We start from the raw sequence: 13,567 nt of genomic DNA, 5'->3' as shown, positions 1-13,567 counted from the left end.
CTTACGCGGCCTTGGCGGAAAGCGCGGCAGCGAGGTCGGAGCGCGCATCGCCGATCGGCTGAATGGCGAACTTGTCGACGAGAATCGCGAGCATGTTCGGCGTCAGGAACGCGGGCAACGTCGGCCCGAGCCGGATATTCCTGATTCCCAGTGCGAGCAGCGTCAGCAGGACGGCGGCCGCCTTCTGCTCGAACCACGAAACGATGAGCGACAGCGGCAAGTCGTTGACGCCACATTCGAACGCGTCGGCAAGCGCGGTCGCGATGCGGATCGCGGAATACGCGTCGTTGCACTGGCCGAGATCGAGCAGCCGCGGAATACCGCCGATATCGCCGAACGCGTGCCGGTTGAAGCGATATTTGTTGCAGCCGAGCGTCATCACGACGGTATCGTCCGGCGTCTGTTCGGCAAACTCGGTGTAGTAGTTGCGGCCGGGCGCGGCGCCGTCGCAGCCGCCGATCAGGAAGAAATGTTTGATGGCGCCGGTTTTCACGGCGTCGATCACCTTGTCGGCGACACCGAGCACCGCGTGGCGTCCGAAGCCCACGGTGATGGTCTGCTCCGGCGCGGTGTCCGCGAATCCCGGCAACGCCTTCGCAGCCTGAATCAGCATCGAGAAATCGTGGTTCTCGATATGGCGCACGCCAGGCCAGCCCACCGGTCCGGTCGTGAAGATGCGCTGACGATACTGAGGCCGCGGCTCGATGATGCAGTTGGACGTCATCAGGATCGGGCCGGGGAAATTCGCGAAATCCGACTGCTGATCCTGCCACGCGCCGCCATAGTTGCCCGCAAGATGCGCGTATGACTTGAGCCGCGGATACGCGTGCGCGGGAAGCATCTCGCCGTGCGTATAGATCTGAACACCGGTTCCTTGCGTCTGCTCCAGCAGCGCGTGCAGGTCGCCGAGATCATGACCGGAGACGAGAATCGCCTTGCCCGCGACCGGTGTCACGCGCACCGCGCCCGGCTCCTGAGGCCCGAAGCGGCCCGTGTTCGCTTCATCGAGCAGCGCCATCACGTCGAGATTCACGGTGCCGAGTTGCAGCGCTTGCGCGAGGAGCGCATCGACATCGACGGGATCGGTGGCGAGGAAGCAAAGCGCCGCCTCGACACCCGCGTAGATCGCGTCGCTTTCCTTGCCGAGCACCTGCGCGTGATGGGCGTAGGCGCTCACGCCCTTAAGCCCATAAAGCACCAGCGCACGAAGACCGATGACATCCGCGCCGACCGTCTCGATGCAGGCGTCGATCCCCACGGTCTGTGCCTGTGCGAGCAGGCCCGCCAGGTCGTCGGCCGGCTGCCATGCGGCTGCGCCCGTCGGAGTCTGAACCGGTCGGCCCGCCGCACCGGCGATGTTTTCGTACGACGCCCGCACGCGGTCGCGGTGCTGCGCCGCTTCTCGAAGCAAGACGACGAAGCGCGCGGCATTGAAGTTGACGTTCGTGAGCGTCGTGAACATCGCGTAGAGCATGAAGCGATCGGCTTCGCGGTCGACATGACCCATTGCACGGGCCAGGCTGGTGTATTGCGCGATCCCCTTCACCGCATGCATGAGCAGGTCCTGCAGATCGGCCGTCGTCGCATCTTTTCCGCAATTTCCCTTCGCGGAGGCGCAACCCGGCTGCGCGCCCGTCCGGTCAGTCTGCTCACATTGATAACAAAACACGGTGACTCCTTTTTCATGTCAGTCGTTGATCGGGCAACGAATCACGTCGCAGTAAGAGGTATGGTAAATGCATCTTTAAGTGCGATGACCGCGTGTCGGCGCTTCAATGACGGCCGTCATCGGAAGCGATAAAAATCTGTGACACAACGGCGCGGGCACGCTGGCCGCCGACCCCGCGTACACTCTCGCCTTTGAACCGATCAAACGCGTCACGCATGGAAGAGAGCCACCAAATGTTCACTTGTCGAAATCAATCCTGCGGCGCGGAATGGGAACTATCGGACGTCGTCATCAAGAACGAGGGCCAGGGATTGCTGTTCCGTTGCCCGATGTGCGGCGCGCGTAACTACGTGACGCGCCACACGGCCGACGACGGCGCGACCACGTACGAGCAGATCACCGACATCCCGCCGCACGGAACACGCTGAAATCATGACGACCGACACCTCCTTCGCCAGCCTGCCGCTTTCGCCCGCGATGCAGTCGAACCTGCAGCAACTCGGCTATCTGTCGATGACGCCGATCCAGGCCGCGAGCCTGCCGCCCGCGCTCGCGGGCCACGATCTCATCGCGCAGGCGAAAACCGGCAGCGGCAAGACGGCGGCGTTCACGCTGCCGCTGTTATCGAAACTCGATTCGAGCCGGTTCGCCGTGCAGGCGCTCGTGCTCTGCCCGACGCGCGAACTCGCCGATCAGGTCACGCAGGAAATCCGCCGCCTCGCGCGCGCGGAGGACAACGTGAAAGTGCTGACGCTATGCGGCGGCACGCCGATGCGCCCGCAGATCGCGAGTCTGGAGCATGGCGCGCATATTGTCGTCGGCACGCCGGGCCGTATCATGGATCACTTGCAGCGCGAGACGCTCTCGCTCGATGCCGTGCGCACGCTCGTTCTCGACGAAGCCGATCGCATGCTGGACATGGGCTTCTTCGACGACATCGCGTCCGTCGCGCGGCAGTGTCCGAAGGAGCGTCAGACCTTGCTGTTCTCGGCGACATATCCGGAAGGCATCGCGAAACTGAGCCAGCAGTTCCTGCGCAATCCGCGCGAGGTCAAGCTCACCGAACAGCACAGCAACGCTAAGATCAAGCAGCGCTTCTATCAGGTCGAGGATCACGAGCGCCTGCATGCGGTGGGGTTGCTGCTCGATCACTATCGCCCGGTGAGCACGCTTGCGTTCTGCAACACGAAGCAGCAATGCCGCGATCTGCTCGACGTGTTGCGCGCGCAAGGTTTCGAGGCGCTGACTCTGCATGGTGAGCTGGAGCAACGCGAGCGCGATCAGGTGCTCGTGCAGTTCGCCAACCGGAGTTGCTCCGTGCTCGTTGCCACCGATGTCGCCGCGCGCGGTCTCGACATCGCGCAGCTGGAAGCGGTGATCAACGTCGACGTAACGCCCGACCCGGAAGTGCATGTGCACCGCATCGGCCGGACGGGGCGCGCGGGCGAAGAGGGCTGGGCGCTGTCGCTCGCGAGCATGGACGAGATGGGCCGCGTCGGCGCGATCGAAGAGGCGCAGCGCAAGGAAGTGGAGTGGCATCCGCTCGACGAGCTGACGTCGGCGGAACCGGGACACCTGAAGCCGCCGATGGCGACGCTGCAAATCCTCGGCGGCCGCAAGGACAAGATCCGCCCGGGCGACGTGCTCGGCGCGCTCACCGGCGAAGCGGGCTTCGACGGCAAGCAGATCGGCAAGATCAACGTGATGGACATGGTCACGTACGTGGCCGTCGAACGAACCGCCGCCGATGACGCCGTGCGCAAACTGAGCGTGGGGAAGCTAAAAGGCCGCAAGGTGAAAGTGCGGCGCATGTGAGCTTCACGCCTTCCGGGAAGGCTCCACCGCGATTTTCTCCGATGCCGCCTGCGACGGCTCGCGCGTGACGAGCCGCAAGCCGCTCGCGACGCTGCCCGCGCCCGCGAACGCCGCACCGAGCGAGAGCGCGAGCGTCGGACCATGCTTTCCCGCGATGCTGAAGCACAACGCGACGAGCGCCGCGCCCGTCGCTTGCCCGATCAGACGCGATGTCGCGATCGTGCCGCTCGCGCCGCCGCTTCGTTCGCGCGGCGCGCTCGACATGAACGCCTTCAGGTTCGGCGACTGAAAGAAGCCGAAACCCGCGCCGCAAATCGCCATGCGGATGCAGATTTCCAGCGCATGCGGCTCGGCGGGCAACATCGCGAGCGACACCATCCCCACGCACAGAATGGCCAGTCCGACGCCGCCCAGCAAACCGGGCGAGTGACGATCCGACATGCGTCCCGCGATCGGCGCCATCACCGCGACGAGCGCGGACCACGGCGTCATCAGGAACCCGGTTTCGACCTGACTGCGGCCCAGCACGCTTTCGAAGAAAAACGGCAGCGACACGAACGCGAGCCCCTGCGCGGCGAACGAGCAGATGGCGGTCATCGTCGAGAGCGCGAACATCGGACGGCGAAAGAGATCGACGGGGAGCATCGGCGCGGGGTGGCCGCGTTCGCGTCGCAATAGCAGCGCGCCGGCGACGACCGCGATGCCGAACGACGCGAGCACGATCTGCGTGCTCGCGCGCTGTGCCGCCTCGCCGAGCGCGAAGATCAGCGACGCGAACGTGACCACGTTGAGCAGCGCCGCGATGCGATCGAAGCCGTGGGCGGCGCGCTTGGTCTGCGGCAGCGAGCGCCACGCGATCATCAGCGCGAATATGCCGACGGGCAGATTGACCGCGAAGAGCCACGGCCAGGTGCCGAGCGAGAGGACGATCGACGCGACCGTCGGCCCGACCGCGAACGCAATGCCGACGACGAGCGCGTTCAGCCCGACGCCGCGTCCGAGCCGATGCGGCGGAAAGATCGCGCTGATCAGCGCCGCGTTGACGCTCATGATCGCGGCGGCGCCCAGGCCTTGCAGCAGGCGCGCGGCGACGAGCGTCGGCAGCGACCACGAGAACGCGCAGACCGCCGACGCGACGAGAAACACGATGAGCCCGGCGAGATACACCCGCCGATGGCCGAGAATGCCGCCGAGCGCGGCGAGGGGCAGCAGCGTCGCGACCATCGCGAGCTGATACGCGTTGATGATCCAGACGGAGGCGGCGGGCGTCGCGTGCAGATCGGCGGCGATCGCGGGCAGCGCGGTGTTGGCGATGGCGGTGTCGAGCGTCGCGAGCGAGACCGAGAGCAGGATCGCGGCCATGCCGCGGCGCTCGAGCGGGGTCATCGGCGCGTCGGGATCGCGGGCGGAAGTGTGGGGGCGTTCTTCGATGGGCACGGCGGCGATTCGGATGTAAGCGGAAGGAGAATAATCCGAAACGATACGGGAAGTTCGTGCGGTCCGCTGAGCGTGAGCGCGGGAGCTTTCAAAGCGATATCAGCGGTTATGCTGTGGCGTGCCTGTTTATCGAAGGAGACCGATGATGGCGATACGAATCGTGCGGCTCGGGACGCCGCGCGCGGAGAACGAGGGCTTGCGGATCGGCACGGTACGCCGGCCGCCGCGCGGGGTGCCCAAGGCCGAGTTTGCCAAGCGCGATTTTTATGACGTGTGGTATCCGGTTTTGTCGCCGACGCAGGCGTTGGTGACGGAAGCGCTGCACGCGGAGAGCGATAAGGACTGGCGCGCGTTCGTGAAGAAGTTCAAGGCGGAGATGGCGGAGCCGGATGCGAGCAGGACGCTGGATTTATTGGCGGCGTTGTCGCATGGCGCTAACTTTTCGGTGGGGTGTTATTGCGAGGATGAAGGGCGGTGTCATCGGTCGGTGTTGCGGGAGTTGTTGGTGGGGCGGGGGGCGGAGGTGGTGGGGTGATGGTTGAATGCCTTAGTATGTCTCGTCGGCGCGTGCCCTTAACGAATTGGTGAGCAGGACACCGAAAATATCTTTCCTTCACCCTTTGCGCGCGTCGTAGGATCATTGCCTTTGTTCTATCGTATTGGATGATTTTGGCCTATCAACATGGCTTTCTTCGTTAATCTGTTCAGCCCCGAAACACACGCCGCCTTTGCCGCTTCTAACCGAAGCGTTTCGGGATTTCGTGAATCCCGAAAAGGGTCGGCGCAGAAGGTGAAAAAGGGCGACGTGTTCGTGTGCTATGTGACAACTGCGTCTCGCTGGTGCGGGTTGTTAGAGGTTGTTGACGGTCCTTTTGAAGATCACACTCCGCTCTTCCTGGCGTCGGACGATCCATTTTCTGTCCGCTTTCATGTGCGGCAATTAGTCTGGCTGGATATTGAACGTTCGATTCCCGTTCATGACTCTGCGCTTTGGAGCAATCTCTCGTTCACACGAAGACTTGCGCTCGACTCGCTGAAGTGGACCGGGACCATCCGCGCAAGTCTCACACGCCTGACTGACGACGACGGCATCAAGCTCACAAGAGGCCGTGCAGGCGCAAGCTATCTCCCAGCTCGTTTATGAACTCGACGATTCACTCAAACGCAAGATCGAGACGCACCGTGTTAACCGAGCCGACAAGGTAGTGACGGTGAGCGTCCCGCAGAAGGTCGATGAGGTTGACGGCAACGAGACTGCTCCAGTTCAGACGCTAAGGGAATCGCATCAAATTCAAGCGTTGCTGGCTAAAGTCGGTGCGCAGATGGGAATGTCGATATGGGTACCTGTGAATGACAGAGCGCCCGTTCTGTCCGAACAGCCCGAAGTTCGTCGATCCCTGCTTGAGCGACTTCCGCTTAACTACGATTCGACCACGTTAAGAACGATCGAGCAGATAGATGTGCTGTGGATTCGCGGACGCTATATCGTTAGGGCATTTGAAGTCGAGCATACGACCTCGGTGTATTCAGGCATCTTGCGAATGGCGGATCTGCTTGCGCTTCAGCCGAACGTAGATATCCGGTTGCACATTGTCGCGCCGCTTGAGCGTCGTGAAAAAGTGTTTCAGGAAATTCGGCGGCCAGTCTTCTCGTTGCTGGAGAAGGGCCCTCTGGCGGAAAGCTGCACCTATATTTCGTACGACAGCCTGCGCGAACTCGCCTCGCAGAAGCACCTCGCTCACTTTTCCGATTCGGTTCTCGACGAATACGCGGAGGGCGAGGACGAATAGCAGAGGAGACAAAGCAAAAAACCCGGTCAGCTTTCGCTAACCGGGCTTCCAAATACTTGGTGGGGCGTGAGTGACTCGAACACTCGACCTACGGATTAAGAGTCCGCTGCTCTACCAACTGAGCTAACGCCCCAACAGAAGCGAAATTATAGCGTCTGCTTTTACAGATGCGCAAGCCCCCGCAACGAAAATTCTTAACTTTTTGAAGAACCCCTCCTACACAACCAACGAGCAGCTCCTCGACGGCCCGGTATCATGGCGCATCCAACCCGGCACACAAAAATGGACGAAACCGCAATCCGCGCCTTGCTCGACAGCATCCTCGCCCCGTGGGTCAAAGAGTTGCAGCTCGCCCCCGAATCCGTCGGCGAAAACACCGTCACGCTGCGCCTGCCTTACTCCGACCACCTGCGCCACGCAGGCGGCGTCATCTGCGGTCAGGTGTTCATGGCCGCGGCCGACACCGCGATGGTCGTCGTCGTCTCGCATGCAATGGGCGGTTTCCAGCCGATGACCACCGTCTCGCTCAACACGACTTTCATGCGCCCCGTGAAAGCCGGCGACGTCCTCGTGACCGCGCGCATCCAGCGCCGCGGCCGCAATCTCGTCTTCGGCGATATCGAACTGCGCGACGCGCAAGGCGAACTCGCCGCGCACGCCACGACAACCTACGCGCTCATCGCCAAGTAAATGTTCGATCAGGTCGTATTCGCCGGCGGCGGCAACCGCTGCTGGTGGCAAGCCGGATTCTGGGACGTCATCCAGCCGGAGCTGAATCTCAGGCCGCGCATCATCGCGGGAATATCGGCGGGCGCGGCCACGGCCTGCATGCTCTACACGAACGAATCGCGCTGGGTCATGCGCTACTACGCCGAGGCGCTGCGCGAGAACAAAAGAAACGCCTACTGGGGCAATTTGCTGCGCGGGCAATCGGTGTTTCCGCATTACCGCATCTATCGTCAGGCCTTGCTCGATATCTTCGCGGACCGCTTTCACGATCTCGCGAAAGCGCCCGAGATCCGTATCGGCGTGTCGCATCTGCCGCGCTGGCTCGGCGCGCGCAGCGCGGTCGCCGCGGGTCTGATCGCGTACAACATCGAGAAGTACGTGCGCAAGACGCTGCATCCGACACTCGGACAGGCGCTCGGTTTTCATCCGGAATTCGTGAAAGCGCAGGAATGCGCGACCATCGACGATCTCGCCGATCTGATCCTGCAATCGTCGAGCACACCGCCGTTCACGCCGATCCTGCGACGCAACGGCCGTCCCGTCCTCGATGGCGGCATGGTCGATAACGTGCCGGTCTCCGCGCTCGATGCATCGCCGGGTCTCGTGCTCGTCATGGTCACGCGGCTCTATCCGCGCGAGCGCATGTTCGTCGTGCCGCACGGCGAGCAACAGCGCATCTACATTCAGCCGTCGCGCAAGGTGCCGATTTCGAGCTGGGACTATACGACCCCGTCGCAAATGCAACATGCTTACGACCTGGGCCGTGCGGATGGCGAGGATTTTCTCGAGCGTCTGCCGCGTCTTGCTGAAATGGCAGAACATCTCTCCTGACGAGGAGCACGCCGTGTCGAAGAAGCACACGTACCAACTGACCATCGACTGGACAGGCAATCTCGGTTCCGGCACCTCCGCCTACGACGCCTACTCGCGCGATCATCTGGTGCGCGTCGGCGCGAAGACGGCGATCGAAGCATCGAGCGACCCGGCGTTTCGCGGCGATCCCGCGCGCCATAATCCGGAAGAACTGTTCGTGGCGTCGCTCTCGTCGTGCCACATGCTCTGGTATCTCCACCTGTGCGCGACGAGCAAGATCGTCGTGACGGCTTATGTCGATGAAGCCATCGGCACGATGCAGGAGGAAAAGAACGGCAGCGGACGCTTCGTCGATGTGACGCTCCGCCCGCGCGTGACGATCGGCGCAGGAGGAGACGCCGGTCTCGCGGCGCGCCTTCACGAAGAGGCGCACCGCTTCTGTTTCATCGCGAACTCGGTGAATTTTCCGGTGCGCTGCGAGCCGTCGATCGAGATCTCGACGCTCTAGCCGCAGGCGTCGCCTAGCGGCGGCGCACGTGCTGAAGCGCTTCCTTGTTGAAGACGCTCGACGTATCGCCGGCATCGAACGCGAGAATATTGCGGAACGCCGCGCCGAAGTACAGTTCGTAGCTCTCGCGTTCCACGTAGCCGATGTGCGGCGTGCAGATCACGTTCTCCAGCCGCAGCAGGCCGTAGCCCTGCAGAATCGGCTCGCTCTCGAAAACATCGACCGCCACCATGCCCGGCCGGTTGTGATGCAGCGAATTGAGCAGCGCGTTCTCTTCGAGCAGCTCGGCGCGGCTCGTGTTGACGAAGAGCGCGGTCGGCTTCATGCGCATCAGATCGTCCTGCTTGACGATGCCCGTCGTGTCATCGGTCAGGCGCAGGTGCAGCGTCAGCACATCGCTCTGTTCGAAAAGCGCCTCGCGGCTCTCAGCGACGTCGAAGCCGTCTTCACGCGCCGCGCCCTGCGAATGCTCGCGTCCGTAGACGAGCACGTTCATGCCGAACGCCTTGCCGTAGCCCGCGACCAGCTTGCCGATTTTCCCGTATCCCCAGATGCCGAGCGTCTGCCCGCGCAGCACTTGCCCGAGCCCGAAATTCGGCGGCAGCGCCGATGTCTTCAGCCCCGATTGCTGCCACGCGCCCTGCTTGAGGTTCGCCACGTACTGCGGAATGCGCCGCTGCGCTGCCATGATGAGCGCCCAGGTCAGTTCGGCCGGGGCGACCGGCGAGCCCGTGCCTTCCAGCACCGCGATGCCGCGCTCCGTGCAGGCATCGACATCGATATGGCCGCCGCCCGCGCGCCCGGTCTGGCTGATCATGCGCAGTTTCGGACATTTATCGAGCAGTTGAGAGCTGATGCGCGTGCGTTCGCGAATCAGCACGAGCGCGTCCACTTCCGAAAGTCTGCTGGCCAACTGTCCGAGACCGCGCACCGTGTTATTGAAGACCTTCACCTCATGGTCATCGAGCAAATGGAAGCAATCGAGCTTCCGGACGGCGTCCTGGTAGTCGTCGAGAATGGCGATTTTCATGGGCATGGGTTGGCTTTTGTTAGGCATCAAACGTGCTGCTTTTTGATCGGAGGCGAAAATGGAGCGTCGCTTAAATTCGGGTAAATACCGATAAATTGCGCTTAATTGTGTCTTATTGCGCTGCATCACAAGATTCGCGCGATGCGGTGTTATGCTTGACTCCCCATTTTTCAGGAGCGTCGTGCGTCCCCGCCAAAATAGAGAATTTCCGCGCATCTAGCGGAAAACACGTAATTCAGCGAGGAGGCAGGCCACTTAGTATCTCTTTTTAACAGTTTGTTCCTTTGCGACGCAAGCCGCGAGCAGGTACGGTTTGCTGTCGAAAGAATTCACGCCCGTGACGCCGCATTGGCTTGCGAACCGCATTTCGTGCGATGAAACCCTCTGTCAGAAGTGCACGAAAACGCCCGGCGGTTCGAATCGCAAACGCCTCTCGCATGCAGCGTCGAATGGGCAACTCGGTTTTCATTGCAGAAGAACGGAGACAACTCGATGAACCAGCCCGCAGTAGTCGAAGACCACAATAAAAACGCCGTCGAGATCGAGGCGCCGGCATATGTCCGTCACCGACGACTCATCGAATGGGTACAGCAAATCGCGGCCCTGACCAAGCCGGACCGCATCGAATGGTGCGACGGCTCGCAGGAAGAATACGACCGGCTTTGCCAGCAGATGGTCGATGCCGGCACCATGAAGAAGCTCAATCCCGAGAAGCGCCCGAATTCCTTTCTCGCGTGCTCGGACCCGTCGGACGTGGCGCGCGTCGAAGACCGCACGTTCATCTGCTCGCAGCGCCGCGAAGACGCCGGCCCGACGAACAACTGGATCGATCCGCAGGAAATGCGCGTGACGCTCGACGGCCTGTTCGAGGGCGCGATGCGCGGCCGCACGATGTACGTCGTGCCGTTCTCGATGGGCCCGCTCGGCTCGCCGATCGCGCATATCGGCGTGGAGTTGTCGGATAGCCCGTATGTCGTGACGAACATGCGCATCATGACGCGCATGGGCCGCGCCGTGTACGACGTGCTCGGCGAAAACGGCGAGTTCGTGCCGTGCGTGCATTCGGTCGGCGCGCCGCTCGCAGACGGTCGCAAGGACGTTCCGTGGCCGTGCAACGACACGAAATACATCGTCCATTTTCCGGAGAAGCGCGAAATCTGGAGCTTCGGCTCGGGCTACGGCGGCAACGCGCTGCTCGGCAAGAAGTGCTTCGCGCTGCGCATCGCCTCGACGATGGGCCGCGACGAAGGCTGGCTCGCGGAACACATGCTGATCCTCGGCGTGACGTCGCCGCAAGGACGCAAGTATCACGTCGCGGCGGCGTTTCCGTCGGCGTGCGGCAAGACCAACTTCGCCATGCTGATTCCGCCCTCCGATCTGAACGGCTGGAAGGTGACGACGATCGGCGACGACATCGCGTGGATCAAGCCGGGCCGCGACGGACGCCTGTACGCGATCAACCCGGAAGCGGGCTATTTCGGCGTAGCGCCGGGCACGAGTGAAAAGACCAACTTCAACGCGATGGCCACGTTGAAGGAGAACGTGATCTTCACGAACGTCGCGCTGACCGACGACGGCGACGTCTGGTGGGAAGGCATGACCGACACGCCGCCCGCGCATCTCATCGACTGGCAGGGCCGCGACTGGACGCCGGACATCGCGAAGGAAACCGGCGCGAAGGCCGCGCATCCGAACGCGCGCTTCACGGCGCCGGCGTCGCAATGTCCGTCGATCGACGCGGACTGGGAAAATCCGGCCGGCGTGCCGATCGACGCGTTCATCTTCGGCGGCCGCCGCTCGAACACGGTGCCGCTCGTGACCGAGGCGCGCGACTGGAAGGAAGGCGTCTACATGGCCGCGACGATGGGCTCCGAAACCACCGCCGCCGCCGCCGGCCAGCAGGGCGTCGTGCGCCGCGATCCGTTCGCGATGCTGCCGTTCTGCGGCTACAACATGGCCGACTACTTCGGCCACTGGCTGAAAGTGGGCGAGCGACTCGAATCGATGAACGCGAAGTCGCCCAAGTTCTTCTGCGTCAACTGGTTCCGCAAGGGCGACGACGGCAAGTTCGTGTGGCCGGGCTTCGGCGAAAACATGCGCGTGCTGAACTGGATGATCGGCCGCATCGAAGGATCGGCGAAAGGCGAGGAGCACGCGTTCGGTATTTCGCCGCGCTACGAGGACATCGACTGGGGCGCGCTCGGCTTTACGCGCGAGCAGTTCGAGCAGGTCATTTCGGTCAACGACACCGCCTGGCGCGACGAACTCGCGCTCCACGACGAGCTGTTCGCGAAGCTGAAACACGGTCTGCCGGAAGCCTTGCCGCAAGCCAAGGCGGGCATGGAGAAACGTCTCGCGGCGTGATGCCGCACCGGATTGGCGTCAAAAACCGAATCAATCCCCAAAACAGCGGGCCGGTGAAAACCGGCCCGTTTTTTCTTGCCTACACCGTCAAAATTGACGCGGCCAGTACTTTTCAGCATTGCGCCTGCCGGTGTGCCGCCAGCCTTGTGTTGTGTGAACAGCAACAATCGGTGATCTTTCATCGATGTAACAAGCCTAACTAGCCGATTTTTTTCGACTTTTTAGTGCTTCCCGGCAACTTCTGCACGATTGCCTCAGTCCTAGGATAATCCTGAATTGCTTTGCAGCAGAATTCAAGCCGTGTAGCGGCAGGAGTTGTCTTATGGATCATTTGCAGTCGATGAGAGTGTTTGTGCGGGTCGCCGATCTCGGGAGTTTCGCCCGGGCCGCGAACGCGATGGACATCTCCAATGCGGTGGCGACGCGCCACGTCGCGGACCTCGAAGGCCGCCTCGGCACGCGCCTGCTCAACCGCACGACGCGCAGCCTCTCGCTCACCGAGTCCGGTCAGGTTTATCTGGAGCGGGCGCGGCAAATTCTCGACGAGCTGGAAGACGTCGAACAAATGGTGGTGGCGCGCAATCACGAACCGCTCGGGTCGCTCAGGATCGTCGCGCCCGTCGTGTTCGGTCTTCATAATCTCGCGCCCGTACTGCAGACGTACGCGCAGCGCTACCCGAAGGTCGTGCCCGATGTGACCCTCGTGGATCGCCAAGTCGATCTGGTCGAGGAAGGTTTCGACGTGGGCATCGTCATCGCGCGGCAGGTGAAGAGCGCGAGCGTCGTCACGCGGCGGCTGACCACGGGTTGCATGACCGTCTGCGCAACGCCGGCGTATCTTGAAAAGCACGGCACGCCGACGCGGCCCGAGCATCTGCTCGAACATCCGTGTTTGAGTTTGCCGTCCGAGTACTGGGGCGACGAGCGCGTGTTCACCGGCCCGGAAGGCGAAGTGCGCGTGCGTCCGCAAAACGTGATCATCGCGAACAATACGGAAATGCTGCGGCAGTTCGCGCTGCTGGGCATGGGCATCGCGATTCTGCCGAGCTATCTGATCGGCACCGACACGACGCGCGGACAGCTCGTGCGCCTGCTCGGGGACTATCAGTTGCCGCAGGTCGAGATCAACGTCGCGTATCCGAGCCGGCGGCACTTGCCCGCGAAGGTGCGCACCTTCATCGATCACCTCGTCGAGCATTTCAGCCAGACGCCGAATCATCAACTTGGCGAGCAGTGGATTCGCGATGTCCGCGGCAGGCCGGCGCCGGCTGCGCACGCCCACTACGACCATGCCGACGAAACCGCGACGCCCGCGCCACGCTCGCGCCCGATCGACGGCGAACTCGCGCCGAAGCTGGCCAAACCTTCGCGAACGCGCGGACGCCTGCCTGCCGCTTCGCCGTTCTGAAAGC

General features: G+C 62.7%; 13 protein-coding genes and 1 tRNA gene. 10 read left to right on the top strand and 4 right to left on the bottom strand.

The features are described 5' to 3' along the window. Window position 1 precedes the first annotated feature (1 nt). On the bottom strand, window positions 2-1,669 hold the full coding sequence (gene hcp / locus AWB70_RS02440; RefSeq protein WP_053567265.1) for a hydroxylamine reductase: 1,668 nt from the start codon (window positions 1,667-1,669) through the stop codon (window positions 2-4). Between the two features lie 233 nt (window positions 1,670-1,902). Here hcp and AWB70_RS02435 point away from each other — a divergent pair, with 233 nt between their 5' ends. Both AWB70_RS02435 and dbpA read left to right on the top strand, forming a co-directional pair. Then, entirely contained in the window at window positions 1,903-2,097 is a 195-nt protein-coding gene (locus AWB70_RS02435; protein ID WP_053567266.1) for a hypothetical protein, read from the top strand. A 4-nt stretch (window positions 2,098-2,101) separates the two neighbouring features. Next, window positions 2,102-3,484 carry an ATP-dependent RNA helicase DbpA gene (gene dbpA / locus AWB70_RS02430; RefSeq protein WP_045450139.1) on the top strand — a complete coding sequence of 461 codons (1,383 nt, stop codon included), beginning with the start codon at window positions 2,102-2,104 and terminating at the stop codon, window positions 3,482-3,484. A 3-nt stretch (window positions 3,485-3,487) separates the two neighbouring features. Here dbpA and AWB70_RS02425 read toward each other — a convergent pair whose 3' ends face one another. Then, window positions 3,488-4,870: an MFS transporter gene (locus AWB70_RS02425; protein WP_053567578.1), complete on the bottom strand. Its 1,383-nt coding sequence runs from the start codon at window positions 4,868-4,870 to the stop codon at window positions 3,488-3,490. 196 nt (window positions 4,871-5,066) lie between these two features. Here AWB70_RS02425 and AWB70_RS02420 point away from each other — a divergent pair, with 196 nt between their 5' ends. The 3 genes from AWB70_RS02420 (at window position 5,067) to AWB70_RS02415 (ending at window position 6,711) form a co-directional block, all read left to right on the top strand. Then, window positions 5,067-5,456 carry a DUF488 domain-containing protein gene (locus AWB70_RS02420; protein ID WP_053567579.1) on the top strand — a complete coding sequence of 130 codons (390 nt, stop codon included), beginning with the start codon at window positions 5,067-5,069 and terminating at the stop codon, window positions 5,454-5,456. Between the two features lie 147 nt (window positions 5,457-5,603). Continuing rightward, window positions 5,604-6,065 (top strand): EVE domain-containing protein, encoded by a 462-nt coding sequence (locus AWB70_RS38155; RefSeq protein ID WP_143281594.1) that lies wholly within the window; start codon window positions 5,604-5,606, stop codon window positions 6,063-6,065. Then, window positions 6,031-6,711, top strand: a complete 681-nt coding sequence (locus AWB70_RS02415) for a type II restriction enzyme NmeDI-related protein (protein WP_053567267.1) — start codon at window positions 6,031-6,033, stop codon at window positions 6,709-6,711. The genes AWB70_RS38155 and AWB70_RS02415 overlap by 35 nt, the downstream gene beginning before the upstream one ends. Window positions 6,712-6,768: 57 nt before the next feature. Here AWB70_RS02415 and AWB70_RS02410 read toward each other — a convergent pair. After that, window positions 6,769-6,844: transfer RNA gene (locus tag AWB70_RS02410), tRNA-Lys, on the bottom strand. A gap of 149 nt (window positions 6,845-6,993) precedes the next feature. On the opposite strand from AWB70_RS02410, the gene AWB70_RS02405 reads away from it, so the two are divergent. The 3 genes from AWB70_RS02405 to AWB70_RS02395 are packed head-to-tail and all read left to right on the top strand — an operon-like array spanning window position 6,994 to window position 8,761. Then, window positions 6,994-7,401: a PaaI family thioesterase gene (locus tag AWB70_RS02405; RefSeq protein ID WP_014190091.1), complete on the top strand. Its 408-nt coding sequence runs from the start codon at window positions 6,994-6,996 to the stop codon at window positions 7,399-7,401. After that, on the top strand, window positions 7,402-8,271 hold the full coding sequence (locus AWB70_RS02400; protein ID WP_053567268.1) for a patatin-like phospholipase family protein: 870 nt from the start codon (window positions 7,402-7,404) through the stop codon (window positions 8,269-8,271). It abuts the gene before it with no gap. A 13-nt stretch (window positions 8,272-8,284) separates the two neighbouring features. Next, on the top strand, window positions 8,285-8,761 hold the full coding sequence (locus AWB70_RS02395) for an OsmC family protein (protein ID WP_053567269.1): 477 nt from the start codon (window positions 8,285-8,287) through the stop codon (window positions 8,759-8,761). A gap of 13 nt (window positions 8,762-8,774) precedes the next feature. Here AWB70_RS02395 and AWB70_RS02390 read toward each other — a convergent pair whose 3' ends face one another. Next, window positions 8,775-9,791 (bottom strand): D-2-hydroxyacid dehydrogenase family protein, encoded by a 1,017-nt coding sequence (locus AWB70_RS02390; protein ID WP_014190094.1) that lies wholly within the window; start codon window positions 9,789-9,791, stop codon window positions 8,775-8,777. Between the two features lie 492 nt (window positions 9,792-10,283). Here AWB70_RS02390 and AWB70_RS02385 point away from each other — a divergent pair, with 492 nt between their 5' ends. Together AWB70_RS02385 and gvmR are read left to right on the top strand one after the other, a co-directional pair. Next, window positions 10,284-12,155, top strand: coding sequence for a phosphoenolpyruvate carboxykinase (GTP) (locus tag AWB70_RS02385; protein WP_053567270.1), 1,872 nt, complete (start codon window positions 10,284-10,286; stop codon window positions 12,153-12,155). A 322-nt stretch (window positions 12,156-12,477) separates the two neighbouring features. Next, window positions 12,478-13,563, top strand: a complete 1,086-nt coding sequence (gene gvmR / locus AWB70_RS02380) for a transcriptional regulator GvmR (protein ID WP_045450151.1) — start codon at window positions 12,478-12,480, stop codon at window positions 13,561-13,563. The last annotated feature ends 4 nt before the right edge of the window (window positions 13,564-13,567 follow it).

This window comes from Caballeronia cordobensis (assembly GCF_001544575.2).
Classification (GTDB): Bacteria; Pseudomonadota; Gammaproteobacteria; order Burkholderiales; family Burkholderiaceae; genus Caballeronia; species Caballeronia cordobensis.
The sequence above is the reverse complement of the archived record's forward strand: the minus strand, read 5'-3'. Positions and strand labels throughout refer to the sequence as shown.

Bases quoted from the DNA above. Each gene is read 5' to 3' on its own strand.
- AWB70_RS02435 (WP_053567266.1), top strand. From the start codon at position 1,903: ATGTTCACTTGTCGAAATCAATCCTGCGGCGCGGAATGGGAACTATCG.
- dbpA (WP_045450139.1), top strand. From the start codon at position 2,102: ATGACGACCGACACCTCCTTCGCCAGCCTGCCGCTTTCGCCCGCGATG.
- AWB70_RS02425 (WP_053567578.1), bottom strand. From the start codon at position 4,870: ATGACCCCGCTCGAGCGCCGCGGCATGGCCGCGATCCTGCTCTCGGTC.
- AWB70_RS02420 (WP_053567579.1), top strand. From the start codon at position 5,067: ATGGCGATACGAATCGTGCGGCTCGGGACGCCGCGCGCGGAGAACGAG.
- AWB70_RS38155 (WP_143281594.1), top strand. From the start codon at position 5,604: ATGGCTTTCTTCGTTAATCTGTTCAGCCCCGAAACACACGCCGCCTTT.
- AWB70_RS02405 (WP_014190091.1), top strand. From the start codon at position 6,994: ATGGACGAAACCGCAATCCGCGCCTTGCTCGACAGCATCCTCGCCCCG.
- AWB70_RS02400 (WP_053567268.1), top strand. From the start codon at position 7,402: ATGTTCGATCAGGTCGTATTCGCCGGCGGCGGCAACCGCTGCTGGTGG.
- AWB70_RS02390 (WP_014190094.1), bottom strand. From the start codon at position 9,791: ATGAAAATCGCCATTCTCGACGACTACCAGGACGCCGTCCGGAAGCTC.
- AWB70_RS02385 (WP_053567270.1), top strand. From the start codon at position 10,284: ATGAACCAGCCCGCAGTAGTCGAAGACCACAATAAAAACGCCGTCGAG.
- gvmR (WP_045450151.1), top strand. From the start codon at position 12,478: ATGGATCATTTGCAGTCGATGAGAGTGTTTGTGCGGGTCGCCGATCTC.